Source organism: Streptomyces sp. B5E4, assembly GCF_039871555.1.
Classification (GTDB): domain Bacteria; phylum Actinomycetota; class Actinomycetes; order Streptomycetales; family Streptomycetaceae; genus Streptomyces.
In genome coordinates this window covers 1-25,100 of record NZ_JBDPMI010000031.1, presented here as the reverse complement: position 1 = coordinate 25,100, position 25,100 = coordinate 1, and the positions used below count along the sequence as shown (strand labels likewise).

Below are 25,100 nucleotides of genomic sequence, written 5' to 3'. Positions count from 1 at the left end.
AGGGGTTTTTTGTTGCTCGAACCCGCTGCTCCACCCCCAACCCTCGCACCACTCGAAGACGAGAAGAGAAACCGATGACCGAGCAGGCTCCCCCGCGGAGTGAGCCCCACCCGCAGCCGCCGCGGGCCCGCAGCGGGGGACAGTCCCGCGTTCCGGGGCACACACCGGCAGACAAGACCGTGACGGGCGCGCAGTCCCTCATCCTCGCGCTTGAGGCCGTAGGCGTGGACACGGTGTTCGGCATTCCGGGCGGGGCCATCCTCCCCGCGTACGACCCGATGATGGACTCCACGAAGGTCCGGCACGTCCTCGTCCGCCACGAGCAGGGCGCGGGGCACGCCGCCACCGGGTACGCGCAGGCCACCGGCAAGGTGGGCGTCTGCATGGCCACCTCGGGACCGGGCGCGACCAACCTCGTCACGCCGATCGCCGACGCGCACATGGACTCCGTGCCGCTGGTGGCGATCACCGGCCAGGTGGCGGTCAGGTCGATCGGCACGGACGCCTTCCAGGAGGCGGACATCTGCGGCATCACCATGCCCATCACGAAGCACAACTTCCTGGTCACGGACCCCGCGGACATCCCGCGGGTGATCTCCGAGGCGTTCCACATCGCCGCCACCGGCCGGCCGGGCCCGGTGCTGGTCGACATCGCCAAGGACACGCTGCAGTCGCCCACCGTCTTCTCCTGGCCGCCCCGGCACGAGCTGCCCGGCTACCGCCCGGTGACCAAGCCGCACGCCAAGCAGATCCGCGAGGCCGCCCGGCTCGTCGGCTCCGCCCGGCGCCCCGTGCTCTACGTCGGCGGCGGGGTGCTCAAGGCCCGCGCCACCGCCGAGCTGAAGGTGCTCGCGGAGCTGACCGGCGCCCCGGTCGTCACCACCCTGATGGGCCTCGGCGCCTTCCCCGACACCCACCCGCAGCACCTGGGCATGCCGGGCATGCACGGCACGGTGGCCGCCGTCACCTCGCTGCAGAAGTCCGACCTGATCGTGGCGCTCGGCGCCCGGTTCGACGACCGGGTGACCGGCAAGCTGGACACCTTCGCGCCGCACGCCACGATCGTGCACGCCGACATCGACCCCGCGGAGATCGGCAAGAACCGCGAGGCCGACGTGCCGATCGTCGGCGACGCCCGCGAGGTCATCGCCGACCTGATCGTCGCGGTGCAGAGCGAGCAGGAGCAGGGCGACCGGCCCGGCACGGGCACGGCCCGGTACGCGGAGTGGTGGCAGCAGCTCGACCGCTGGCGCGAGACGTACCCCCTCGGCTACGACCTGCCCACCGACGGCACGCTCTCGCCGCAGCAGGTGATCCAGCGCATCGGCGAGCTGGCCCCGGAGAACACGGTCTACGCCGCGGGCGTCGGGCAGCACCAGATGTGGGCGGCCCACTACATCGACTACGACAAGCCCCGCACCTGGCTCAACTCCGGCGGCGCCGGAACCATGGGCTATGCGGTCCCGGCCGCCATGGGCGCCAAGGCCGGCGCGCCGGAGGCGACGGTCTGGGCCATCGACGGCGACGGCTGCTTCCAGATGACCAACCAGGAGCTGGTCACCTGCGCGCTGAACGGCATCCCGATCAAGGTCGGGATCATCAACAACGGCGCGCTGGGCATGGTCCGCCAGTGGCAGACCCTGTTCTACAACCGCCGCTACTCCAACACCGTGCTGCACTCCGGCCCGAACGGCAACGGCGCCGGTGAGAGCACCGAGGAGCAGGCCCGCCAGGCCGCCGGCACCCGCTGCCCGGACTTCGTCAAGCTCGCCGAGGCCATGGGCTGCGCCGGCCTCCGCTGCGACGACCCCGAGCAGCTCGACGCCGTCATCGAGAAGGCCAACGCCATCAACGACCGCCCGGTCGTCGTGGACTTCATCGTCCACCAGGACGCGATGGTCTGGCCGATGGTCGCGGCCGGCACCTCCAACGACGAGATCATGGCCGCGCGCGACGTCCGCCCGGACTTCGGCGACGGCGAAGACGACTGAGGCCGGGCAGCGAAGAGAGAGACGAAGACATGTCCAAGCACACGCTGTCGGTCCTGGTGGAGAACAAGCCGGGCATCCTGGCCAGGATCTCCGCGATGTTCTTCCGCCGCGGTTTCAACATCGACTCGCTCGCCGTCGGCACCACCGAGCACCCGGACATCTCCCGGATGACGATCGTGGTGAACGTCGAGGACCAGCCCCTGGAACAGGTCACCAAGCAGCTCAACAAGCTCGTCAACGTGCTGAAGATCGTCGAGCTGGAGCCGGGCGCGGCCGTGCAGCGCGAACTCGTCCTGGTGAAGGTGCGCGCCGACAACGAGACCCGCTCCCAGGTCGTCGAGATCGTCCAGCTCTTCCGCGCCAAGACCGTGGACGTCTCCCCGGAGGCGGTCACGATCGAGGCCACCGGCAGCGGCGAGAAGCTGGAGGCGATGCTGAAGATGCTGGAGCCGTACGGCATCAAGGAACTGGTCCAGTCCGGCACCATCGCCATCGGCCGCGGCGCCCGCTCCATCACGGACCGCTCGCTGCGCGCCCTGGACCGCAGCGCGTAGCCCCTCGGGCGGGGTGCCGCACCAGCGGTGCCCCGCCCGCGCCGTATCCCCACGGCACTTCGTGCAGTTCCAGTGAAGGAAGATTTCCGGGGGAGACCCCCGGGCCCCCCGAGGACCCCCCACCGCGCCAGACGTACGGTGGGGCCACCCGCAAGACTCAAGGAGATCGCAACCGTGGCCGAGCTGTTCTACGACGACGACGCCGACCTGTCCATCATCCAGGGCCGCAAGGTCGCGGTCCTCGGCTACGGCAGCCAGGGCCACGCCCACGCACTGTCGCTGCGCGACTCCGGCGTGGACGTCCGCGTCGGCCTGCACGAGGGCTCCAAGTCCCGGGCGAAGGCCGAGGAGCAGGGCCTGCGGGTCGTCACTGCCGCCGAGGCCGCCGCCGAGGCCGACGTGATCATGATGCTGGTGCCGGACCCGGTGCAGGGCCAGGTCTACGAGGAGTCCGTGAAGGACAACCTCAAGGACGGCGACGCGCTGTTCTTCGGCCACGGCCTCAACATCCGCTACGGCTTCGTCAAGCCGCCGGCCAACGTCGACGTCTGCATGGTCGCCCCGAAGGGCCCGGGCCACCTGGTCCGCCGCCAGTTCGAGGAGGGCCGCGGCGTGCCGTGCATCGCGGCCGTCGAGCAGGACGCCGGCGGCGGCGCCTTCGCGCTGGCCCTGTCGTACGCGAAGGCCATCGGCGGCACCCGCGCCGGCGTCATCAAGACCACCTTCACCGAGGAGACCGAGACCGACCTCTTCGGCGAGCAGGCCGTGCTGTGCGGCGGCACCTCGGCGCTGGTCAAGGCCGGCTTCGAGACCCTGGTCGAGGCGGGCTACCAGCCGGAGATCGCGTACTTCGAGTGCCTGCACGAGCTGAAGCTCATCGTGGACCTCATGTACGAGGGCGGCCTGGAGAAGATGCGCTGGTCGGTCTCCGAGACCGCCGAGTGGGGCGACTACGTCTCGGGCCCGCGGATCATCAACGACGACACCAAGGCCGAGATGAAGAAGATCCTCGGCGAGATCCAGGACGGCTCGTTCGCCAAGGACTGGATGGCCGAGTACCACAACGGCCTGCCGCGCTACAACGAGTACAAGAAGCGGGACGGCGACCACCTGATCGAAACGACCGGCAAGGAGCTGCGGAAGCTCATGAGCTGGGTCGACGACAAGGACTGAGCCGGCCGGGTCGCTCGTTCGGGCGGTGGCGGGGCGCAGCGGCGCCCGGCCACCGCCCGGCGCCACTACACTCTTCGTACATCGCGCGTCAGGCTCACAGCGTCGTGTGTCCTTCAAACGCGGCAGCACGCGTCTGTCCGGCGGACCGGCGTCTGCACCCTCCACCTGCGGCCGTCGGGACGGCCGTCCCGCACAGGAATCCAGTGAGGACCACGTGAGCACTGCCCCAGCATCCGGCGCCACCCCCGGGAAGCCGGCCGTACTGATCGCCGAGGAGCTCTCGCCGGCCACCGTCGACGCCCTCGGTCCCGACTTCGACATCCGCCACTGCAACGGCGCCGACCGGGCCGAGCTGCTCGCGGCCATCGCCGACGTGGACGCGATCCTGATCCGCAGCGCCACCAAGGTCGACGCGGAGGCCGTGGCCGCCGCGCGCCGGCTGAAGGTCGTCGCCCGCGCGGGCGTGGGCCTCGACAACGTCGACGTACCCGCCGCCACCAAGGCCGGCGTCATGGTCGTCAACGCGCCGACCTCCAACATCGTCACCGCCGCCGAGCTGGCCTGCGGCCTGATCATCGCCAGCGCGCGGAACATCCCGCAGGCCAACGCCGCGCTGAAGGCCGGCGAGTGGAAGCGCTCGAAGTACACCGGCGTCGAGCTGAACGAGAAGGTCCTCGGCGTCGTCGGCCTCGGCCGCATCGGCGTGCTCGTCGCACAGCGCATGGCGGCGTTCGGTATGAGCGTCGTGGCGTACGACCCGTATGTGCAGGCCGCGCGCGCCGCGCAGATGGGCGTCAAGCTCGTCTCGCTCGACGAGCTGCTGGAGACCTCCGACTTCATCACCGTCCACCTGCCGAAGACCCCCGAGACCCTGGGTCTGATCGGCGACGAGGCGCTGCAGAAGGTCAAGCCGTCCGTCCGGATCGTCAACGCCGCCCGCGGCGGCATCGTCGACGAGGAGGCGCTGACCGCCGCGCTGAAGGAGGGCCGGGTCGCGGGCGCGGGCCTCGACGTCTACGCCACCGAGCCGTGTACGGACTCGCCGCTGTTCCAGTTCGACAGCGTCGTCGCCACCCCGCACCTCGGCGCCTCCACCGGCGAGGCGCAGGAGAAGGCGGGCATCTCCGTGGCCCGCTCGGTGCGGCTCGCGCTGGCCGGCGAGCTGGTGCCGGACGCGGTCAACGTCCAGGGCGGCGTCATCGCCGAGGACGTACGCCCCGGGCTGCCGCTGGCGGAGAAGCTGGGCCGGATCTTCACGGCGCTGGCCGGCGAGGTCGCGGTCCGCCTCGACGTGGAGGTCTGCGGCGAGATCACGCAGCACGACGTGAAGGTGCTGGAGCTGTCCGCGCTCAAGGGCGTCTTCGAGGACATCGTCGCCGAGACCGTGAGCTACGTGAACGCCCCGCTGTTCGCGCAGGAGCGCGGCGTCGAGGTGCGGCTGACCACCAGCTCGGAGTCGAACGCCCACCGCAACGTGGTGACGGTGCGCGGCACGCTCGCCAGCGGCGAGGAGGTGTCGGTCTCCGGCACGCTCTCCGGGCCGAAGCACCAGCAGAAGATCGTCGCCGTCGGCGAGCACGACGTGGACCTGACGCTCGCCGACCACATGGCGTTCTTCAGCTACGGCGACCGCCCCGGCGTCGTCGGCACCATGGGCCGGATCCTGGGCGAGGCGGGCATCAACATCGCCGGGATGCAGGTGGCGCGGGCCAAGGCCGGCGGTGAGGCGCTGGTCGCGCTGACCGTGGACGACACCATCCCGCCGGCCGTCGTGCAGGAGATCGCCGGTGAGATCGGCGCCGCCTCGGCGCGCGCGGTGAACCTCACCGAGTAGCGGACCGGGGGAGACCCCGGGCACCGGGCCCGGGCGGGCGGCAGCGATGCCGCCGGTCCGGGCCCGTACGCGTGTCCGGGCCCGGTCCCGGGCCGTCCGGGTGCGACTCCCGCCCCGATGCGGAGGATCTTCGCGCGGTCCCCTCTCACTTCCTTCCAGACGGATGAAATCTCTCCGGTTCCCTCCTACGGTGCGGGTAAGTGGAGAATTTCCCTTCGGTTGAGGAGTGGCCATGCGGACCCCGATGCGTGCGGACGCCCGGCGGAACCGCGAGCTGATCCTGAACGCGGCGGGCGAGGTCTTCGTGGGCGGGGGCCCCGACGCCCCGCTGGAGGACGTCGCGCGCCGGGCCGGCGTCGGCATCGCCACGCTCTACCGGAACTTCGCCAGCCGCGAGGCGCTGATCCGCGGCGTCGCCGTCGCCACCCTCGCCAGGCTCCGCGGTGCGGCCGAGGAGGCGCTGACCGGCGGGGACGAGCCGTTCGAGGCGCTGCGCCGGTTCGCCCACACGGCGCTCAACCTGCGGATCGGCGCGGTGCTCCCCGCGCTCTCCGGCCGGATCCGGATCGACGAGGAGCTGGCGGAGCTGCGCACGCGCACGCTGCGCCCGGTCCAGGAGCTGATCGTACGGGCGCAGCAGGCCGGCCAGCTCCGCGACGACGTCGTCTTCGGCGACGTGCCGTTCATGGTCATGCGGCTGACGCTGACGCTGCCCGGCGGCGGCGTGCCCGAGGACGAGGCCCTGGCCCACCGCCACCTGGAGCTGTATCTCGACGGGCTGCGCCCCGAGGCCGCCCGCGCCCGCGGTGCCGGGCTGCCCGGCCCCGCGATCACCGCCGCCCGTTTCGTACGGGCCACGGACCGCATCGTCGGCGGGAACGCCCGCTAGCGCCCGTACCGCCCGCAACCCCCGCAGCCACCCGGAACCGGAAGCACGCACGAGAAAGGTAGTGGCATGGACACTACAAAGAGCCCGACGACCGGGTCGCCCGCTTCGCGGCGCTGGCTCGCGCTCGTCTTCATCGGGCTGGCGCAGCTCATGATCGTCCTGGACGTCACGATCGTGAACATCGCCCTGCCGTCCGCCCAGGCGGACCTGGACATCTCCGACGGAGACCGGCAATGGGTGATCACCGCGTACACCCTGGCCTTCGGCGGCCTACTGCTCCTCGGCGGCCGGATCGCCGACTACACCGGCCGCCGCCGGGCCTTTCTCACCGGGCTCGTCGGCTTCGCCGCCGCCTCCGCGCTCGGCGGCGCGGCACCCGGCTTCGGCGCGCTGCTGGGCGCGCGGGCCGCGCAGGGGGCGTTCGCCGCGCTGCTCGCGCCTGCGGCGCTGTCGCTGCTCACCACGAGCTTCACCGAGCGGCGCGAACGCGCTCGCGCCTTCGGCATCTTCGGCGTGATCGCCGGCGGCGGCGGTGCGATCGGCCTGGTCACGGGTGGGGCGCTGACCGAGTATCTGGACTGGCGCTGGTGCCTGTACGTGAACGTGCCCATCGCGGTGCTGGCGGCGGCCGGCTGGTGGGTGCTGCCCGCCGACACCCGCCCGCAGGTGCGGCAGAAGATCGACGTGCCCGGCGCACTGCTCGCGGTGACCGGCCTGGTCGCCGTCGTCTACGGGTGCAGCGAGGCGGAGTCCGAGGGCTGGGACTCCGCGCTCGTCCTGGGCCTGCTCTTCCTCGGCGTGGCGCTGCTCACCGGGTTCGTGCTGCACGAGCGGAACGCCGCGGCGCCGCTGCTGCCGCTGCGGGTGGTGCTCAGCCGGGCCCGGGGGAGTGCGTTCCTGGGCATCGCGCTGGCCACGGTGGGGATGTTCGCCATGTTCCTCTTCCTCACCTACTACATGCAGGTCGTCATGGGCTACTCGGCGCTCAGGACCGGGGTGGCCTTCCTGCCGCTGACGGCGGGGGTGCTGGCCGGCGCGGGCGGGCTCGCCAGCCGGCTGCTGCCCAGGGTGCCGCCGCGCGCGCTGGTCGTCCCCGGGCTGCTGTGCGCCGCGGCCGGCACGGGCTGGCTGGCGACGGTGGACGTCGGCACCTCCTACGCGGCAGGGGTGCTGCCGGCGGAGCTGGTCGTGGGCTTCGGGATGGGGCTGGTGATGGCCCCGGCGATCAACTACGCCACCTACGGCGTGCGCGAGGAGGAGGCCGGGGTCGCCTCGGCGACGGTCAACACCGCCCAGCAGATCGGCGGCTCGATCGGCACCGCGCTGCTCAACACCGTGGCGACCGGCACCACCGCGGACTACCTCGCCGAGCGCCTGCCGGACGCGGGTGCGCTGGAGGAGCGGCGGGCCGCGGGCGGGCCGGTGCCGGAGGTGGTCAAGGCGGGCCTGGTCGAGGGCTTCGGCTCGGCGTACACGGTGGCGTCGGTGATCCTGATCGCCGCGGCGGCGGTGGTGGCGGTGGTGATGAACACCCCGCGCCCCGCCGGCTCCGAGTCCGGCGCCCCGGCGCCCGCCCCGGCGGCACACCTGGGCTGATGGGTCTCCGCCTGCGGCCGGCGCGGCGGGTGGAGGGGCAGAGGGCTGCCGCGTGCCGCGTGGGTGTACGCGGGGGCGGTCAGAGGCGGGCGGACTTGAGGGACATGTGGAGGAGCAGGCGGTCTTCGCCCGCGGCCAGGTCGAGGCCGGTCAGCTCCTCGACGCGGGACAGCCGGTAGTACAGCGTCTGGCGGTGGATGCCCAGCGCCGCGGCGGTGCGGGCGGCCTGGCCGGCGTGGTCGAGGTAGACCTCGGCGGTCCGGGCCAGGGCGGCGTGGGCCGGCTCCAGCAGCCGGCCGACCGCCGGGTCGACGCCGCCGGGCAGGTCGGTGAGCAGCCGGTACGGGCCGATGTCCGGCCACCGCGCCACCGGGCCCAGCTTCGGTGCGGCCCGCGCCGCCCGGGCGGCGGCCAGCGCCTCGCGCCAGGTGCCCGGCATCCCGCCCAGGCCCGCCCGCGCGTCGCCGACGCCGGCGACGACGTCCGGGGCCCCCGCCGCGGGGGCCCCGGCGGTGGTCTCTCCGGGGCGGGTACGCGCCCCACGCCGCGCCTCCGCCGCCGCCTCGCCCGGCGCGCCTCTCCGTGCCCCGCCGGAAACCCCGCCCGCAGCCCCGCCCGCCGCGACGTGCAGCAGCCGCTCCGCCGCCGCCACCGCCGGTTCGACCGACCCCGCGGACGGCAGCAGCACCAGCGCCGCCAGCGCCCGTACCGGTTCCGCCTCGCCGCCGGCCCCCGTCTCGCCGGCCGCCGCCGCGCCCGCCCGTGCCTCCCGGCCCGCGCCCCCCACCCGCAGCACCGTCGTCGCCGCCGTCCGGGGCAGTCCCGGGCCCGGCGCCGCCGGGTCCGCCGGCCGCCAGGGCAGCACCGCCACCGCCGCCACCGGCCCCGCCGTACCGCCCGGCAGCGCATCCCGCAGCTCCGCCAGCGCCGCGTCCCGGCCCGCCGCGGGACCCGCCAGCACGTCGTGCAGCAGCGCCCCCGCCGCCGCGCCCGCCCGGGTCTCCGCCGCCAGCAGCGCCCCGATCCGCGCCGCGGTCCGCATGGCCTGCGCGATCCGCGGGTCCGGCGCCCGGCCGGGCCCGCCCAGCTCGACGTCGGCCAGATGCCCGTCGTCGAGCAGCCAGACGTACCCCTGCACCACCCCGTCGTGCCGCGCCGGCAGGCAGATCCGCCCGGTGAGCACCCCCGCGGAGGGGTCCGGCGGGATCCGCATCGGCCCGGTCGCGCGGGCGATCCCGTACGCCTCGAACCACGCCCGCACCTCCGCCGTGGAGCGCCGGTGCAGGATGGACTTCGTCCGGACCGGGTCCATGAGCGAGGAGACGCCGCCCGACGAGCCGTCGCCGGTGTCGTGGACGCCGAAGGCGATCAGCCCGAAGTCCCGGTCCTCCAGGGTGGCGGGGGCGCCGAGCGCCGCCGAGACCTCGTCCACCAACTGCTGGTAGTCGCCGCGCATGACCGCAGCCTCTCATACATCTGTATGAGGCGGCGCTCTCGGATGCGTGACAGGTGTCGATGGCCCAGGATCGGAGCGATCCTTAGATTTCACGGAGGTGTTACCTGCGCCCCGACCGTGGAGGTGCCCAGTGCTGGGTCCCGTGCTTCTCGCCGCCGCGCGCAGCGAGGGAATCCGTCGCGTCGTCTCGGCCGCGCCGGTCAGCCGCCAGGTGGTCGCGCGCTTCGTGGCCGGCGAGGAGCTGGCCGACGCCGTCGCCGCCGTCCGCGACCTGGCCGCCCGCGGCCTGGAGGTCACCCTCGACCACCTCGGCGAGGACGTCACCGACCCCCGCGAGGCGCTGCGCGCCCGGGATGCGTACCTCAGGCTCACCGAGGCGCTGAAGCGCGAGGGGCTCGGGGCCCGCGCCGAGATGTCCGTGAAGCTCTCCGCCTTCGGCCAGGGGCTGCCCGGCGGCCACGACCTCGCGCTCGCCCACGTCACTCCGGTGGTCGAAGCCGCCGCGGCGGCCGGCACCACGGTCACCCTCGACATGGAGGACCACACCACCGTCGACTCCACCCTCGCCGTCCTGCGCACCCTGCGCGAGCGCTTCCCCCAGACCGGCGCGGTGCTGCAGGCCTACCTCTTCCGCACCGAGGAGGACTGCCGCGTCCTCGCCGGCGAGGGCTCGCGGGTGCGGCTGGTCAAGGGCGCGTACAAGGAGCCGGCCGTCGTCGCCTTCCAGGACAGGCTGGAGGTGGACCGGGCGTACGTCCGCTGCCTGAAGATCCTCATGACCGGCCGCGGCTACCCCATGGTCGGCACCCACGACCCCCGGATGATCGCCATCACCCAGGAGCTCGCCCGCCGGCACGGCCGCAAGGCCGACGAGTACGAGTTCCAGATGCTCTACGGCATCCGCACCCAGGAGCAGCAGCGGCTGGTGGCCGAGGGCCACCGGATGCGCGTCTACACCCCCTACGGCACCGACTGGTACGGCTACTTCATGCGCAGGCTCGCCGAGCGCCCGGCGAACACGGCCTTCTTCCTGCGCGCCCTGGCCGGCCGTCGCTGACGACCCCCGCGAGCCCCCGAGAGCCCCCGAAAGGCTCAGCACCTCGAAGGAGAACGGCAACCATGGACGCTGTGACCCAGGTCCCCGCCCCGTACAACGAGCCGGTGCACACCTACGCCCCCGGCACGCCGGAGCGTGCGCGGCTGGAGGCCAGGCTCAAGGAGCTGGCCGAGAGCCCCATGGAGCTGCCGATGACCATCGGCGGCGTACACCGCATGGGCGGCGGCGCGCGCGTCGACGTCGTGCAGCCGCACAAGCACAAGGCCGTCCTCGGCACGTACGGCACCGCCACCCGCGCCGACGCGCAGGACGCCATCGACGCCGCCCTGGCCGCCGCGCCCGGCTGGCGCGCGCTGTCCTTCGACGACCGCGCCGCGATCCTGCTCAAGGCCGCCGACCTGCTCGCGGGGCCGTGGCGCGAGACGATCGCCGCGTCCACCATGCTCGGCCAGTCGAAGACCGCGCAGCAGGCGGAGATCGACGCGCCCTGCGAGCTGATCGACTTCTGGCGCTTCAACGTCCACTTCGCCCGCCAGATCATGGACGAGCAGCCGCCGATCCAGCCGCCCGGCGTGTGGAACCGGCTCGACCACCGCCCGCTGGAGGGCTTCGTCTACGCGATCACGCCCTTCAACTTCACCGCGATCGCCGGCAACCTGCCGACCGCGCCCGCCCTCATGGGCAACGTCGTGGTCTGGAAGCCCTCGCCGACCCAGACGCACGCCGCCGTGCTGCTCATGCGGCTGCTGGAGGAGGCCGGGATGCCGCCCGGCGTCATCAACCTCGTCACCGGCGACGGCAAGGAGGTCTCCGAGGTCGCGCTGCCGCACCCGGACCTGGCCGGCATCCACTTCACCGGCTCCACCCGCACGTTCCAGCACCTGTGGGGCGAGGTCGGCAAGAACCTGGCCGGCTACAAGGCGTACCCGCGGATCGTCGGCGAGACCGGCGGCAAGGACTTCATCGTCGCCCACCCGACCGCGGACCCGGCGAAGCTGAAGACCGCCCTCACCCGCGGCGCCTTCGAGTACCAGGGCCAGAAGTGCTCGGCCGCCTCCCGGGCGTACGTCCCGCGCTCGCTGTGGGACGGCGGGCTGAAGGAGGCGCTGGTCGCCGAGACCGAGAGCCTGGCCATGGGCGACGTCACCGACCTGGCGAACTTCATCGGCGCGGTCATCGACGACCGGGCGTTCGCGAAGAACAAGGCCGCCATCGACCGCGCCAAGGCCGACCCGGCGTGCGAGATCGTCGCGGGCGGCACGTACGACGACTCCGTCGGCTACTTCGTCCGCCCCACCGTCGTCGTCTGCTCGGACCCGGAGAACGAGGTCTTCACCGAGGAGTACTTCGGCCCGATCATCGCCGTGCATGTGTACGAGGACGACGCCTACGACACGATGCTGGACCAGATGGAGTCCGTCGCCGCGTACGCCCTGACCGGTGCCGTCCTCGCGCAGGACCGCGCCGTCATCGCCGACGCGACCCGGCGGCTGCGCTTCGCGGCCGGCAACTTCTACGTCAACGACCGGCCCACCGGCTCGATCGTCGGCCAGCAGCCCTTCGGCGGTGCCCGCGCCTCCGGCACCAACGACAAGGCGGGCTCGAAGTTCAACCTGCTGCGCTGGTCCTCGCCGCGCGCCATCAAGGAGACGATGGACGCTCCGACCGACTACCGCTACCCCCACATGGGCTGACGCCCCGAGGACCGCTCCGCGCGGTCCCCACCCACGCCGCCCCCGGTCGCCTCCCCCGTCGGCCGGGGGCGGTCCCATGCGCGCGGGCCGGTGCTGTGGTCGGATGGATCGCGTATGAAGAGGACGAGCTTCTTCGCCGCCGTCGTCGTGGCCGCCATCGGGTGCACCCTCGCCGCGACGCTGGTCTCGGGCGCGTGGTGGCCGGCCGCGGGCGTGCTCCTGGCGCTCACCGCGCTCGGGGTGTGGGACGTGCTCCAGCGCCGCCACTCGGTGCTGCGGAACTACCCGCTGGTGGGCCATCTGCGCTTCCTGCTGGAAAAGATCCGCCCCGAGCTCCAGCAGTACTTCATCGAGCGCAACTTCGACGGCCGCCCCTTCGACCGCAACGTGCGCAGCATCGTCTACGAGCGCGCCAAGGGCACCGACGCCGAGGAGCCCTTCGGCACGGAGCGTGACGTGGAGGCCCCCGGCTACCAGTTCCTCGTGCACTCCATGGCCCCGGTGCGGATGCCCACGACCCCGCCGCGGGTCCGCGTCGGCGGACCCGACTGCACCAGGCCGTACGACATGGCGCTGCTGAATGTCTCCGCGATGAGCTTCGGCGCGATCTCCTCCCACGCCATCCTCGCGCTCAACGGCGGCGCCGCCCGCGGCGGCTTCGCGCACGACACCGGCGAGGGCGGCATCTCCGAGTTCCATCTGCGGCCCGGCGGCGACCTGGTGTGGGAGCTGGGCACCGGCTACTTCGGCTGCCGTACCCCCGACGGCGACTTCGATCCCCGGCAGTTCGCCGACAAGGCCGCCGACGACCGGGTCAAGTGCGTGTCGCTGAAGCTGTCCCAGGGTGCCAAGCCCGGCATCGGCGGGCTGCTGCCCGGCGCCAAGGTCGACGCCGCGATCGCCCGTGCGCGCGGCGTGCCCCAGGGCAGGACCGTGGTCTCGCCGCCGTACCACCGGGTCTTCTCCACCCCGCGCGAGCTGGTGCGGTTCGTCGCCCGGATGCGGGAGCTGGCCGGCGGCAAGCCGACCGGGATCAAGCTGTGCGTGGGCTCGCGGGTGCAGCTTCTCGCGGTCTGCAAGGCGATGCTCGCCGAGGGCACCGCGCCCGACTTCATCCTGGTCGACGGCTCGGAAGGCGGTACGGGGGCGGCCCCGCTGGAGTTCGCCGACAACATCGGCGCCCCGCTCACCCAGGGGCTGGCGGCCGTCCACGGCGCCCTCATCGGCACCGGGCTGCGGGACCGTGTCCGCATCGGCGTCGCGGGCAAGGTCGCCACCGGGGCCGACATCGTCAAGCGGCTCGTCCAGGGCGCGGACTACACCAACTCGGCCCGCGCGATGATGTTCGCCCTCGGCTGTCTGCAGACGCAGCGCTGCCACACCAACACCTGTCCGGTCGGGGTGACCACGCAGGACCCGCGCCGGGTGCACGCGCTGGACGTGGCCGACAAGACCGTGCGCGTCGAGCGCTTCCAGCGCGCCACCGTGCAGAGCGCCCTGGAGATCATGTCGGCGATGGGCGTGGACGACCCGGCCCGGCTGCGCCGGCACCAACTGCGCGTCCGCATCGAGCCCCGCGCCGTCCGCCGCGACGACCGGCCCCTGCCGCCGCCGGCGCCCGGGCAGCTCCTGGCCGAGCCGCCGCGGGCCTGGGCGGCGGACTGGGCGGCGGCCGACCCGGACCGCTTCACGGTCTGACGGCGGCCTCCGCATGCCCTCCGGCGGCGGTCGGAGCCCTCCCCGCGTTACCGTCGTGACATGCGGATCCTCGCCGTGGTCTGGGACATCGACGACACGATCTTCGACCACTCCGGCGCCGAGCGGCGCGCCGCGCTGGAGTACCTGACCGACCGCGGCCTGCTGGGCCGGTACGCCTCGCCGGAGGCCGCCGCGGCGCACTGGCACGAGGTCTCCGAGGAGTACGTCGACCGCTACCTCGCCGGCGAGTTCACCTTCCTGGCCCAGCGCCGCGAGCGGGCCCGGGTGCTCGCCGGCCGGCCGCTGACCGATGCCGAGGCCGACGTCTGGATGGCCGGCTACCTGGCCGCGTACCGGCGGCACTGGCGGGTCTTCCCCGACGTCGTACCGGCGCTCGACGGCCTCACCCCGGCCCGCCGGCACGGCCTGCTGTCCAACAACAGCGCCCCGCACCAGGAGGAGAAGCTCCGCGCCATCGGCGTGCACGACCGCTTCGAGGCGCTGGTGTGCTCCGAGGAGATCGGCGTCGCCAAGCCCGCCGCCGGCGCCTTCCACGCCGCCTGCGCCGCCCTGGGGCTGCCGCCGGAGCGCGTCGCGTACGTCGGCGACCGGCCGGACACCGACGCGGCGGGCGCGGACGCGGCGGGGCTGACGGGGATCTGGCTGGACCGCGCGGGTGCGGGCGTCCGGGCGGCCGGGACGGCGGCCCCGGACGTGCGCCGCATCACCTCGCCCGCCCAGCTCGGGCCGCTGCTGGGCACCCTGGACTCGTCCAGATGACCGCAGGTCGGCGGGGGTGCCGTCTCAGATAGTAGGAAGCCCGAGTATATGGCGAGACAAGAACGCTTTGACGTCCTACTTTTAGAGGAGCCGAACGCTCGCCGAACAGCGACGGTGGTCGAGGTCTGGCGCCTCCACGCAGGTCACCCCTGCGGCGCCGCTCCCGCCCCAGCGGCGTCCCCCACGTCTTCCCCCCCGCGCCCAGAGGAGCTGCCCCATGGCTGCCACCACCACGGTCCGCCGCGCCCGCTACGCCGCCCGCACCGAGCAGAACCGGGACTCCGCGATCGCCCGGAAGAACGCCGCCGCCGCGCTGCAGCGGGCGTTCGACCGCCGCGACAACGGCGGCGCGACCGGCCACTGAGCCGCCGCCCCGCCACGCCCGTACCCGGCCCGCGCACGGCGGCCGCTCAGCGGCCCCGTACCAGCTCGAACCGGTCGATCCGCGTGCCGTCTTCGGCATACGCGGCGACCCGCAGCGCGGGCGAGGTGCCCGGCCGGGACTCCACCGCCAGGAACGAGTAGCCGGTGTAGCGCACCCGCGACCACTCCACGTCCTCCAGCGCCCTTTCGCCTCCGTGCGCCCAGGAGAAGGTGTGCACGACGTCGCGGTCGCGGCGCCGGCCCTCGTAGCTGTCCGGCGCGCTGAAGTCGTACAGCTTGCGCCCGCCGCCGCCCGCGGTCACGTAGACCGCGCCGTGCCGCTCGGTGTCCACCGAGCCGCCGACGGGCAGCGGGCGGGTCAGGGCCCCGGCGCGCAGCGCGTCGGTCCGCTCGTAGACGTGGTTGTGGCCGTTGACCACCAGATCGACGCGGTGGGTGTCGAACAGCGGCGTGAAGTGCTCCCGCACCCCGCCGTCCGAGGCGTGCGTGCTGGTGGAGTACGCGCAGTGGTGGAAGAAGACCACGAGGAAGTCGACGCCCGGCCTCTTCCGCAGCTCCGCGAGCCGCCGGTCCAGCCAGCGCGTCTGTGCGCCGCCGGTGAAGCCGAGGTTGGCCGGGATCTCGTACGACACGTCGTTGGCGTCCAGCGCCACGACGGCGACGTTGCCGTGGACGAAGGAGTACGAACCGGGTGCCTCCCGCGGGTCGAAGCCGTTGTCCGGCAGGCTCCAGCGGGCGCGCTGGCCGCCATAGCCGCCGGGGGAGTACCACGCCTCCATGTCGTGATTGCCCATCGCCGGCATCCACGGGACCCGCGAGGACACCGGGTCGATCTGCCGCAGGAAGCGGTCCCACACCCGGGCGTCGTAGTGGTCGCTCTCCAGCCCCTGTCCGGAGTCCTCGGCGTAGCAGATGTCGCCGGCGTGCAGGTGGAACGCCGGCGGGCCGCCGGGCAGCGCGCCGATGCGCCGGGTGATCGCGCGGGCGGCGCGGCCGGTGCCCTGGTCGCCGAAGGCGGTGAAGACGAAGCGCTCCGGCCCGGCGGGCGCGGTACGGAACTTCGCCAGGTGCGCCTCGGCGCCCGGCGAGGCGGCCGGGTCGAACTCCTCGTGGCCGAGCCCGTAGACGTACTCCGTCCCGGGCTCCAGCCCGTCGAGCGCGGCGTGCACGTAGTGCTGCTCCACCGCCGGAAGGCCGCTGAGCGCGGGGGTCTTCAGCGGCCGGATCTCTGCCTCGACGCGCTCGCCGAGGTCGCCGCGGTCCGTGCCGAAGCGGACGTACGGCCGGCGCACCGGCAGCGGGAGCTGCCAGCCGACGCGCATCTGGCTGCGCGGGTCGGCGCCGAACGCCAGATGCCGGCCGAACGCCGCGGGCGCCCCGGAGGGTGCGGGGCTGACGGAGTCGGCGGGGGAGTCGTCCGTACGCCCGGACCCCCCGCCCCCGCCGCCGTCGCCGCACCCGGCGAGCAGCAGCCCGCCGGCCAGCCCGCCCGCGCCGGTGACGACCCGGCGGCGGGAGAGCGCGCGCCGCAGGTACTCGTGCTGTTCGGCCATGCTCATGCTGCGGGCGAGCCGTGGGGGGATGCCGAAGCCGGGGGTGTCCATATGGCCGAGCATTCCCCCTCGGCCGCGGCGCACCGGAGAACCGCGGACGTCGGCGTGGTGAACGCCCGCGGTATGTCCACATCCCGGACGGCGGTGTCATCCCGCAAGACGAAGCGCGTAGGCTCCCCTTCATGTCTCGCAGCATTCGTCTCGCGTCCATTCCCGGCGACGGCATCGGCCCCGAGGTCGTGGCCCAGGGCCTGAAAGTGCTCTCCGCCGTCCTGCCGCAGGACGTGAAGCTGGAGACCGAGAGCTACGACCTGGGCGCCCGCCGCTGGCACGCCACCGGCGAGACCCTGCCGGACGCGGAGCTGACGGCCCTCAAGGACTACGACGCGATCCTGCTCGGCGCCATCGGCGACCCCTCGGTGCCGTCCGGCGTGCTGGAGCGCGGGCTGCTGCTGAAGCTGCGCTTCGCCTTCGACCACTACGTGAACCTGCGCCCGTCGAAGCTCTTCCCCGGCACCGACACCCCGCTCGCCGGCCGCCCCGCCATCGACTTCGTCGTCGTCCGCGAGGGCACCGAGGGCCCGTACACCGGCAACGGCGGCAGCCTGCGCACCGGCACCCCCGCCGAGGTCGCCACCGAGGTCAGCGTCAATACCGCGTACGGCGTGGAGCGCGTGGTCCGGGACGCGTACGAGCGCGCCCAGGCCCGCCCGCGCAAGAAGCTGACCCTCGTGCACAAGAACAACGTGCTCGTCTACGCCGGCCACCTGTGGAAGAACACCTTCGACCGGGTCGGCGCCGAGTACCCCGACGTCGCCACGGACTACCTGCACGTCGACGCCGCGACGATCTTCCTCACCACCCAGCCCGAGCGGTTCGACGTGATCGTCACCGACAACCTCTTCGGCGACATCCTCACCGACCTCGCCGCCGCCATCAGCGGCGGCATCGGCCTCGCCGCCTCCGGGAACATCAACCCGACCGGCGCCTTCCCGTCGATGTTCGAGCCGGTCCACGGCTCCGCGCCGGACATCGCCGGCACCGGCAAGGCCGACCCGACGGCCACGGTCCTGTCGGTCGCCCTGCTGCTGCGCCACCTCGGCTACGCCGCGCAGGCCACCCGTGTCGAGGAGGCCGTCGAGACCGACCTCGCCGCGCGGGGCACCGCCGTGCGCAGCACGGACGAGATCGGCGACGCGCTCGCCGCCCGAGTATCCGGCTGACCGCCGGGACCACACACGCTCGCCGCGGCCGGCCCGGCCGGTCAGGTTTGTCCGTACGGCCGACCGACGCTGCCCTCCGGGCGGCGTCGGGTGCGACGATGACCCTTCGGGCCGCGTACCACCGCCACGCTTGCCGCTGCCCACGCCCACGTCATAATCGACAGCGGGGCCGCGGCACGGGGTAATGCTCGGACGTCCTAGTACCTTCGGGTGCGAGGACCTCGGTACGGGACGCGGTCCGCCACCCACCGAACGGTGAAGGACACGAATCTCATGACCACGATCGAGCTCAAGCCGTCCGCGCACCCGCTGTCCGACGCGGAGCGCGAGGCGATCCTGACCAACCCCGGCTTCGGCAAGCACTTCACCGACCACATGGTCACGATCAAGTGGACCGAAGGCCGCGGCTGGCACGAGGCGCAGCTCCAGCCGTATGCGCCGCTCACCCTCGACCCGGCGACGATGGCGCTGCACTACGGGCAGTCCATCTTCGAGGGGCTGAAGGCCTACCGGCAGCCGGACGGCAGCGTCCGCACCTTCCGGCCGGACGCCAACGCGCGCCGCTTCCAGCTCTCCGCGCGCCGGCTGGCGATGCCGGAACTGCCCGTCGAGACCTTCGTGGCGGCCATCGACGCGCTGGTGCGCCAGGACAAGGCGTGGGTGCCGGGCACCGGCGAGGAGTCGCTCTACCTGCGCCCGTTCATGTTCGCCACCGAGGTCGGCCTCGGCGTGAACTCGCCGGCGCACGAGTACCTGTTCATGGTGCTGGCCTCGCCCGCCGGCGCGTATTTCACGGGCGGCATCAAGCCGGTGTCGGTCTGGCTCACCGAGGAGTACGTGCGCGCCGCGCCCGGCGGCACCGGCGAGGCCAAGTGCGCGGGCAACTATGCGGGCGCGATGGCCGCCACCCTCCAGGCCGTCCAGCAGGGCTGCGACCAGGTGGTGTGGCTGGACGCGGTGGAGCGCCGGTGGATCGAGGAAATGGGCGGGATGAACCTGTACTTCGTGCGGGGCGAGGGCCCCGGCGCGGAGGTGGTCACGCCCGAGCTGACCGGAACGCTGCTGCCGGGCATCACCCGCGACTCGCTGCTGACCATCGCCGCCGACCTCGGCTACCGGACCGGCGAGGTGCGGATCTCCAAGGAGGAGTGGCAGGCCGGCTGCCAGGACGGCACGATCTCGGAGACCTTCGCCTGCGGCACCGCGGCGGTCATCACCCCGGTGGGGCACGCCAAGTCGAGCACGGCCGAGTGGACGGTCGCCGACGGGGCGATGGGGCCGATCACGGCGCGGCTGCGCAAGGCGCTGGTCGACGTGCAGACGGGGCAGGCGCCGGACCCGCACGGCTGGATGCACGAGCTGGGCTGAGTACGCCGCGGGCTGAGGCACGCGCCGCGGCGTCGGGTGCCGCGGTGGGGCGGGTGCGTCAGTAGACGCTCACGCCGTACGCGCTGAGCGCCTCGGTGACCGGCTGGTGGATGGCGGAGCCGTTGGTGCCGCTGCAGCCCGAGCTGCCGGAGTGGATGCCGTACGCGACGGTGCCCGAGAAGTGGGCGCCGCCGCTGTCGCCGCCGGCGGAGCAGGCGGTGGTGCGGACCATGTTGTAGACGGGGCCTTCGCTGTAGTTGACGGTCACGTTCACCGCGGTCACGGTGCCGCTGGTGACCTGGGTGGTGGACCCGCTCTTCTGGATGGCCTGGCCGACGACGGCGTTGGCGGCGCTGGAGATGTCCCGGGTGCTGCCGTTGTAGAGGTTCACGGTGCCCGCGGGGGAGGAGCCGTCGGTGTAGCGGACGATGCCGTAGTCGTTGGTCGGGAAGCTGGTGCCGTAGCGGGTGCCGATCTGCGCGCCGCCGCTGGTGGCCGACCAGGAGGCGCCGGCGTTGGTGCAGTGGCCGGCGGTGACGAAGTAGCGGCCGTTGCTGTTCGACACGTTGAACGCCGCGGAGCAGCGGTAGCCGCCGCCGTAGATCGCGTCGCCGCCGAGGACCTCCTTCTTGAACGCCCCGGGTACCCGTTCCACCCGGGCCGCGCCGTCGAGGCTCTTCGCGACCCGCTGCAGCTTCGCGTACTCGGCGGCGGAGACGGTGGAGTCGGCCTGCACGGCTATCTGGTTGGTGGCCGGATCGACACCCCAGGAGGTGCCGGTGATCTTCGCGCGGTCCTCGAATGCGCCCATCGCGGAGCGCAGTTCGGCGGCGCTGTGCTCGACCAGCTCGGCGCGGGCGCCGGCGGCGCGGGCCTCGGCGGCGGCGGCCTTGTCGGTGACGGTCACGACCAGGTCGCCGGTCTCGGCGTCCAGGTACGTACCGGCGCTGTCGGAGCCGAGGGCGCGGGTGACGCCGGCGTCGAGCGCGAGGGTCGCGGCGTCGGCCTGCACCCCCTGCTCGGGACGGTCGGCCGGCGGGGAGGCCGCGGCGGCCGTGGAGCCGAGGGCGGCGGTGCCGAGGAGGAGAAGGGCGGCGAGGGTGCCGCCCAGACGCGCGGACATCTGGGGTCTCATGCGGTGGTTCTCCTTTGTGTGAACCATGTGGGGGTTGTGTGGGAGGTGCCGTACCGACTGGCCTGGACCAAATTGGCACGCGCATGTCATCCACACAAGACCGCAAATGCGCCCTGACCTCCGCGTACGAATCGTGGGCCCTCTGCCCGTATCGTGAGACGGGGCTCCAGTCCCGGCGGAGTGTGTGCCAGACTGCCCGACGTGACCCCGTTTGCCGTCATGATTATTGGCAACAGGCGCGCCGGTCCGCGCTGACCCGTACCGCGATCCGCATGCGGTGCTGGCTCACCGCGTCCCAGACCCGCGCGCAGACCTCTCGCGACCCGCGAGGGGTCTTTTCCATTTCCGGGACCGGAGAGCACACCATCCCGACAGGAGCACTTCGATGAGCACAGAGCCTGCCGCCCCCGAGGCCCCCGACGACGCGTTCCACGTCTTCGACACCACGCTGCGCGACGGCGCGCAGCGCGAGGGCATCAGCCTGACCGTCGCGGACAAGCTGGCCATCGCCCGGCACCTCGACGACTTCGGCGTGGGCTTCATCGAGGGCGGCTGGCCCGGCGCGGTGCCCCGGGACACGGAGTTCTTCCGCCGCGCCGGCGACGAGATCGACTTCCGGCACGCCCAGCTCGTCGCCTTCGGCGCCACCCGCAAGGCGGGCGTACGGGTCGAGGACGACCCCCAGGTCCTCGCCCTGCTGGAGTCGAAGGCCCCCGTCGTCACCCTGGTCGCCAAGTCGCACGACCGGCACGTGGAGCTGGCGCTGCGCACCACGCTCGCCGAGAACCTGGCGATGGTCCGCGACACGGTCGCGTTCCTGCGCGAGCACGGCCGCCGGGTCTTCGTCGACTGCGAGCACTTCTTCGACGGCCACCGCGCGAACGCCGCGTACGCCAAGCAGGTCGTCGCGGCCGCGCACGAGGCCGGCGCCGAGGTCGTCGTGCTCTGCGACACCAACGGCGGCATGCTTCCCGGCCAGGTGCGCGAGACCGTCGCCGAGGTACTGGCCGCCACCGGCGCGCGGCTGGGCATGCACGCCCAGGACGACTCCGGCTGCGCCGTGGCCAACACCCTGGCCGCCGTCGACGGCGGCGCCACCCACGTGCAGTGCACCGCCAACGGCTACGGCGAGCGCGTCGGCAACGCCAACCTCTTCCCGGTGGTGGCCGCGCTGGAGCTGAAGTACGACATGCGGGTGCTGCCCGCGGGCAAGCTGGCGGAGATGACCCGGATCTCCCACGCCGTCGCCGAGGTCGTCAACATCGCACCCGCCACCCACCAGCCGTACGTGGGCGTCTCGGCCTTCGCCCACAAGGCCGGCCTGCACGCCTCCGCGATCAAGGTCGATCCCGACCTCTACCAGCACATCGACCCCGAGCTGGTCGGCAACCGGCTGCGCATGCTGGTCTCCGACATGGCAGGACGCGCGTCCATCGAGCTGAAGGGCAAGGACCTCGGCCTCGACCTCGGCGACGACCGCGAGCTGCTGGGCCGGGTGGTGGAGCGGGTCAAGGAGAACGAGCTCCGCGGGCTGACGTACGAGGCCGCCGACGCCTCCTTCGAGCTGCTGCTCCGCGAGGAGCTGCAACTGCGCGAGTCCGGCCGGACGCGGCGCTACTTCCGTACCGAGTCCTGGCGGGCCATCGTCGAGGACCGGCCCGACGGCACCCACGCCAACGAGGCCACGGTCAAGCTGTGGGCGAAGGGCGAGCGGGCCGTCGTCACGGCCGAGGGCAAAGGCCCGGTCCATGCGCTGGACCGGGCCCTGCGGGTGGCGCTGGAGCGGATCTACCCCCAGCTCGCCGACTTCGAGCTCATCGACTACAAGGTGCGGATCCTGGAGGGGACCCACGGCACGGCGTCGACAACGCGGGTGCTCATCACCACCGGCGACGGCCGCGGCGAGTGGGACACCGTCGGGGTCGCGGACAACGTCATCGCGGCGTCGTGGCAGGCGCTGGACGATGCGTACGCCTACGGTCTGCTACGGGCCGGGGTCGTGCCGCAGGAGTAGCGCCGGGTGCCGGGGAGGCGCCGGAAGCCGCACCGGCACCCGCCGCACCGGCACCCGCCGCACCGGCACCCGCCGCACCGGCACCCGCCGTACCGCCGCCCGGCTGCCGCGGGCCGCCGGTCGTCCGGGGCCGCAGCACCGCGACCGTCAGCACCGCCGACGCGGCGACCAGCACCGCCCCGATGCCGAACGCGAGCTGGAAGCCGCCCGTCAGCGCAGCGTCCCGGCCGTCCCCGGCCGCGGCCAGCGACTCCGTACGCCCGGCCGCCAGCGTGGTCAGCACCGCGACACCCAGCGCGCCGCCGATCTGCTGCCCGGTGTTGAACAGCCCCGACACCACCCCGGCGTCGTCCGCCCGCGCCCCGGACATGCCCAGCGCGGTCATCGCCGGCAGCACCAGCCCGCCGCCGCTGAGCAGCAGCATCGTCGGCAGCAGGTGGGCCGCATAGCTGACCTCGGCCGGGTCCCGCGGAAGGCGGACGAGCAGCGCCAGGCCGACCGCGAGGAGCACCAGCCCGGCCAGCAGCACCGACCGCTCACCGAACCGCGCCACCAGCCGGGCGGAGACGAGCAGCGAGGTGACGCCGATGGTGAGGGCGGCCGGCAGCATCGCGAGACCGGTCTCGGCGGCCCCGTAGCCCAGCACCTGCTGCATGTAGAGCGCCACGATGATCTGGAAGGCGAAGATCCCCGAGATCACGAGCAGTTGGACGGCGTTGGCGCCGGCGACGGTCCGCGAGCGGAAGACGCGCAGCGGCAGCAGCGGCGCGGTGGCCCGGGCCTGGCGGAGTACGAAGCCGGCGAGCAGGGCGGCGGCGAGCGCGGCGGAGCCGAGGGTGCGGCCGGAGGACCAGCCGTGGCTCTCGGTCTCGACGATGGTGTAGACGCCGAGCATCAGCCCCGAGGTGACCAGCAGCGCGCCGGCGACGTCGGCGCCCGCGGCCAGACCGACGCCGCGGTCACCGGGCAGCACGCGCAGCGCCAGCGCGGCGGTGGCCAGCCCGATGGGCACGTTGATGAAGAAGATCCAGTGCCAGCTCAGCGCGTCGGTGAGCAGGCCGCCGAGCACCTGGCCCAGCGAGGCGCCGATCGCGCCGGTGAACGCGAAGGCGCCGATGGCCTTCGCCCGCTCCTTCGCGTCGGTGAAGAGCGTGACGATCATGCCGAGCCCGACGGCCGAGGCCAGCGCTCCGCCGACGCCCTGCACGAAGCGGGCGGCGATCAGCGTCCAGGGCTCGGTGGCCACGCCGCACAGCAGTGAGGCGGCGGTGAAGAGCGCGATGCCGGCGACGAACACCCGCTTGCGGCCGAGCAGGTCACCGAGGCGGCCGGCGAGGAGGAGCAGCCCGCCGAAGGCGATCATGTAGGCGTTGACCGTCCAGGTCAGGTCGGCGGGGGAGAACCCGAGGTCCTGCTGGATGGCGGGCAGGGCGACGGTGACGATGCTGCCGTCGAGCACGATCATCAGCGCGCCGGTGCAAAGGATCGCGAGTGCGAACCAGCGGGATCGGTCTGACGGTGCGGCGGTGGCGTTCATGCGGCCTCTCCTGATGCGTTGGGCAACAGGAGAGACCGTAGCAGATAGTTTTCTACGGGACTATCTCTTATTCGGTTTTCTTGTACGGACCTTCTTGTCGGCTACCGCCGGGCCTGCCGCGCACGGCGGACCGGCTGGTCGGACGGGACGGGCTCGGCGAGCGGCCCTTCCGTCAGGCCCTCCAGGGCGGCGACGAAGATGTCCCGCTGGGCGTCCGGCAGGGCGTCGAGCACGTCCCGGTGCACCCGGTCGACGACCTCCTGGCCCCGCGCGGCGATCTCCGCGCCGGCCTCGGTGACGTGGATGATGCGGGCCCGGCGGTCCGTGCTCGACGGCCGCCGCTCGGCGTACCCGGCCTTCTCCAGGCCGTCCACGGTCACGACCATCGTCGTCTTGTCCATGCGCGACAGCTCGGCGAGCTGGCCCTGGGTGCGTTCGGCTCCCAGCGCGTGGACGAGCACACACTGCTCGCGCTGGAGCAGGCCGACCTCGGTCAGCGCGGCGGACAGCCGGGTGTTGAGCACGTGCGCGGTGTGCATGAGGATGCCGGTGACGTCCGGCACGGTACGGGCGGGCGCGCGGGATGCGGGGATGGTGGGCATGGCCCCAGGCTAACAAGAATGTCTGCTACGGAACCTTCTCGTGTGTCAACGATCTGTCCAACTGCTTGTCGGAGCCCTACAGCCCCGATCGACGTGTCGTTGGCCGATCTCTGGCCCCGTCACCTGCACGTAGTGCCGGGTGCTCATGATTTCCCGGCCGACGTTGTAGGGAAATGACATAAGGTTCGATGCCCAAGTACCCGTACCGTCGTTTCATGACCACAGTGGACTACGCCCCCTCCGACGCGGCAGCGGCGGCAGGCGCCGTCGAGAACGAGGCCCGGGGGCGGGCGGCCGAACTGCGCCGCATTCGCGAGCAGGCTCATGCGGGGCCGAGTGAGCGGGCGACCGCGGCGCAGAAGGCGAAGGGGAAGCTCACTGCCCGGGAGCGGATCGACCTGCTGCTGGATGAGGGGTCGTTCAATGAGGTGGAGCCGTTGCGGCGGCATCGTGCCTCGGGTTTCGGGCTGGAGGCGAAGAGGCCGTACACGGATGGTGTGATCACGGGTTGGGGGACGGTGCACGGGCGGACGGTGTTCGTCTATGCGCATGATTTCCGGAT

The 25,100-nt window shown here is 72.9% G+C and carries 20 protein-coding genes; 15 read left to right on the top strand and 5 right to left on the bottom strand.

Features of this window, described 5'->3' with window-relative positions:
* The first annotated feature begins 74 nt into the window (after positions 1–74).
* The 6 genes from ABGA99_RS29720 (at position 75) to ABGA99_RS29695 (ending at position 8,037) form a co-directional block, all read left to right on the top strand.
* The gene (locus ABGA99_RS29720) at positions 75–1,991 is read left to right on the top strand and encodes an acetolactate synthase large subunit (protein ID WP_347580598.1); all 1,917 of its coding nucleotides are present in this window, start codon (positions 75–77) and stop codon (positions 1,989–1,991) included.
* A gap of 29 nt (positions 1,992–2,020) precedes the next feature.
* Positions 2,021–2,545 (top strand): acetolactate synthase small subunit, encoded by a 525-nt coding sequence (gene ilvN, locus ABGA99_RS29715; protein ID WP_027772032.1) that lies wholly within the window; start codon positions 2,021–2,023, stop codon positions 2,543–2,545.
* A 174-nt stretch (positions 2,546–2,719) separates the two neighbouring features.
* Positions 2,720–3,718, top strand: coding sequence for a ketol-acid reductoisomerase (ilvC, locus tag ABGA99_RS29710; protein ID WP_347580597.1), 999 nt, complete (start codon positions 2,720–2,722; stop codon positions 3,716–3,718).
* Between the two features lie 214 nt (positions 3,719–3,932).
* The gene (gene serA / locus ABGA99_RS29705; RefSeq protein ID WP_347583817.1) at positions 3,933–5,552 is read left to right on the top strand and encodes a phosphoglycerate dehydrogenase; all 1,620 of its coding nucleotides are present in this window, start codon (positions 3,933–3,935) and stop codon (positions 5,550–5,552) included.
* Between the two features lie 232 nt (positions 5,553–5,784).
* Positions 5,785–6,441: a TetR/AcrR family transcriptional regulator gene (locus ABGA99_RS29700; RefSeq protein ID WP_347583816.1), complete on the top strand. Its 657-nt coding sequence runs from the start codon at positions 5,785–5,787 to the stop codon at positions 6,439–6,441.
* A 66-nt stretch (positions 6,442–6,507) separates the two neighbouring features.
* Positions 6,508–8,037 carry an MFS transporter gene (locus tag ABGA99_RS29695; RefSeq protein ID WP_347580594.1) on the top strand — a complete coding sequence of 510 codons (1,530 nt, stop codon included), beginning with the start codon at positions 6,508–6,510 and terminating at the stop codon, positions 8,035–8,037.
* A gap of 79 nt (positions 8,038–8,116) precedes the next feature.
* Here ABGA99_RS29695 and ABGA99_RS29690 read toward each other — a convergent pair whose 3' ends face one another.
* Positions 8,117–9,493 carry a helix-turn-helix domain-containing protein gene (locus ABGA99_RS29690; protein WP_347583815.1) on the bottom strand — a complete coding sequence of 459 codons (1,377 nt, stop codon included), beginning with the start codon at positions 9,491–9,493 and terminating at the stop codon, positions 8,117–8,119.
* 130 nt (positions 9,494–9,623) lie between these two features.
* Between ABGA99_RS29690 and ABGA99_RS29685 the strand changes: the two genes are divergently transcribed.
* The 5 genes from ABGA99_RS29685 (at position 9,624) to ABGA99_RS29665 (ending at position 15,086) form a co-directional block, all read left to right on the top strand.
* Entirely contained in the window at positions 9,624–10,550 is a 927-nt protein-coding gene (locus ABGA99_RS29685; protein ID WP_347583814.1) for a proline dehydrogenase family protein, read from the top strand.
* 62 nt (positions 10,551–10,612) lie between these two features.
* Positions 10,613–12,244 (top strand): L-glutamate gamma-semialdehyde dehydrogenase, encoded by a 1,632-nt coding sequence (gene pruA / locus ABGA99_RS29680; RefSeq protein WP_347580591.1) that lies wholly within the window; start codon positions 10,613–10,615, stop codon positions 12,242–12,244.
* A 114-nt stretch (positions 12,245–12,358) separates the two neighbouring features.
* The gene (locus ABGA99_RS29675; RefSeq protein WP_347580590.1) at positions 12,359–13,942 is read left to right on the top strand and encodes an FMN-binding glutamate synthase family protein; all 1,584 of its coding nucleotides are present in this window, start codon (positions 12,359–12,361) and stop codon (positions 13,940–13,942) included.
* A 60-nt stretch (positions 13,943–14,002) separates the two neighbouring features.
* Positions 14,003–14,722, top strand: coding sequence for an HAD family hydrolase (locus ABGA99_RS29670; protein ID WP_347583813.1), 720 nt, complete (start codon positions 14,003–14,005; stop codon positions 14,720–14,722).
* Positions 14,723–14,939: 217 nt separating this feature from the next.
* Positions 14,940–15,086 (top strand): hypothetical protein, encoded by a 147-nt coding sequence (locus tag ABGA99_RS29665; RefSeq protein WP_347580588.1) that lies wholly within the window; start codon positions 14,940–14,942, stop codon positions 15,084–15,086.
* A 46-nt stretch (positions 15,087–15,132) separates the two neighbouring features.
* Here the strand turns inward: ABGA99_RS29665 and ABGA99_RS29660 are convergent, their stop codons facing one another.
* Positions 15,133–16,710: a metallophosphoesterase family protein gene (locus ABGA99_RS29660; protein ID WP_347583812.1), complete on the bottom strand. Its 1,578-nt coding sequence runs from the start codon at positions 16,708–16,710 to the stop codon at positions 15,133–15,135.
* Positions 16,711–16,841: 131 nt separating this feature from the next.
* Here ABGA99_RS29660 and ABGA99_RS29655 point away from each other — a divergent pair, with 131 nt between their 5' ends.
* Positions 16,842–17,882 (top strand): 3-isopropylmalate dehydrogenase, encoded by a 1,041-nt coding sequence (locus ABGA99_RS29655; protein ID WP_347580586.1) that lies wholly within the window; start codon positions 16,842–16,844, stop codon positions 17,880–17,882.
* Positions 17,883–18,155: 273 nt separating this feature from the next.
* Complete coding sequence (locus ABGA99_RS29650) at positions 18,156–19,250, top strand: branched-chain amino acid aminotransferase (protein ID WP_347580585.1); 1,095 nt, start codon at positions 18,156–18,158, stop codon at positions 19,248–19,250.
* Positions 19,251–19,308: 58 nt separating this feature from the next.
* Here the strand turns inward: ABGA99_RS29650 and ABGA99_RS29645 are convergent, their stop codons facing one another.
* The gene (locus tag ABGA99_RS29645; protein WP_347580584.1) at positions 19,309–20,385 is read right to left on the bottom strand and encodes a S1 family peptidase; all 1,077 of its coding nucleotides are present in this window, start codon (positions 20,383–20,385) and stop codon (positions 19,309–19,311) included.
* Between the two features lie 385 nt (positions 20,386–20,770).
* On the opposite strand from ABGA99_RS29645, the gene cimA reads away from it, so the two are divergent.
* Positions 20,771–22,399, top strand: coding sequence for a citramalate synthase (gene cimA / locus ABGA99_RS29640; RefSeq protein WP_347580583.1), 1,629 nt, complete (start codon positions 20,771–20,773; stop codon positions 22,397–22,399).
* On the opposite strand, the gene ABGA99_RS29635 is transcribed toward cimA, so the two are convergent.
* On the bottom strand, positions 22,320–23,936 hold the full coding sequence (locus tag ABGA99_RS29635) for an MFS transporter (RefSeq protein ID WP_347580582.1): 1,617 nt from the start codon (positions 23,934–23,936) through the stop codon (positions 22,320–22,322). The two genes, cimA and ABGA99_RS29635, sit on opposite strands and share 80 nt — an antisense overlap.
* 101 nt (positions 23,937–24,037) lie before the next feature.
* Positions 24,038–24,538, bottom strand: coding sequence for a MarR family transcriptional regulator (locus ABGA99_RS29630; RefSeq protein ID WP_347580581.1), 501 nt, complete (start codon positions 24,536–24,538; stop codon positions 24,038–24,040).
* A gap of 215 nt (positions 24,539–24,753) precedes the next feature.
* On the opposite strand from ABGA99_RS29630, the gene ABGA99_RS29625 reads away from it, so the two are divergent.
* A partial coding sequence (locus ABGA99_RS29625; RefSeq protein ID WP_347583811.1) for a carboxyl transferase domain-containing protein occupies positions 24,754–25,100 on the top strand: 347 nt, incomplete at its 3' end.

Bases quoted from the DNA above. Each gene is read 5' to 3' on its own strand.
- ABGA99_RS29665 (WP_347580588.1), top strand. From the start codon at position 14,940: ATGGCTGCCACCACCACGGTCCGCCGCGCCCGCTACGCCGCCCGCACC.
- cimA (WP_347580583.1), top strand. From the start codon at position 20,771: ATGAGCACAGAGCCTGCCGCCCCCGAGGCCCCCGACGACGCGTTCCAC.
- ABGA99_RS29675 (WP_347580590.1), top strand. From the start codon at position 12,359: ATGAAGAGGACGAGCTTCTTCGCCGCCGTCGTCGTGGCCGCCATCGGG.
- ABGA99_RS29645 (WP_347580584.1), bottom strand. From the start codon at position 20,385: ATGAGACCCCAGATGTCCGCGCGTCTGGGCGGCACCCTCGCCGCCCTT.
- ABGA99_RS29660 (WP_347583812.1), bottom strand. From the start codon at position 16,710: ATGGACACCCCCGGCTTCGGCATCCCCCCACGGCTCGCCCGCAGCATG.
- ABGA99_RS29655 (WP_347580586.1), top strand. From the start codon at position 16,842: ATGTCTCGCAGCATTCGTCTCGCGTCCATTCCCGGCGACGGCATCGGC.
- ABGA99_RS29700 (WP_347583816.1), top strand. From the start codon at position 5,785: ATGCGGACCCCGATGCGTGCGGACGCCCGGCGGAACCGCGAGCTGATC.
- pruA (WP_347580591.1), top strand. From the start codon at position 10,613: ATGGACGCTGTGACCCAGGTCCCCGCCCCGTACAACGAGCCGGTGCAC.
- ABGA99_RS29635 (WP_347580582.1), bottom strand. From the start codon at position 23,936: ATGAACGCCACCGCCGCACCGTCAGACCGATCCCGCTGGTTCGCACTC.
- ABGA99_RS29695 (WP_347580594.1), top strand. From the start codon at position 6,508: ATGGACACTACAAAGAGCCCGACGACCGGGTCGCCCGCTTCGCGGCGC.
- ABGA99_RS29630 (WP_347580581.1), bottom strand. From the start codon at position 24,538: ATGCCCACCATCCCCGCATCCCGCGCGCCCGCCCGTACCGTGCCGGAC.
- ABGA99_RS29720 (WP_347580598.1), top strand. From the start codon at position 75: ATGACCGAGCAGGCTCCCCCGCGGAGTGAGCCCCACCCGCAGCCGCCG.
- ABGA99_RS29690 (WP_347583815.1), bottom strand. From the start codon at position 9,493: ATGCGCGGCGACTACCAGCAGTTGGTGGACGAGGTCTCGGCGGCGCTC.
- ABGA99_RS29670 (WP_347583813.1), top strand. From the start codon at position 14,003: ATGCGGATCCTCGCCGTGGTCTGGGACATCGACGACACGATCTTCGAC.
- ilvN (WP_027772032.1), top strand. From the start codon at position 2,021: ATGTCCAAGCACACGCTGTCGGTCCTGGTGGAGAACAAGCCGGGCATC.
- ABGA99_RS29650 (WP_347580585.1), top strand. From the start codon at position 18,156: ATGACCACGATCGAGCTCAAGCCGTCCGCGCACCCGCTGTCCGACGCG.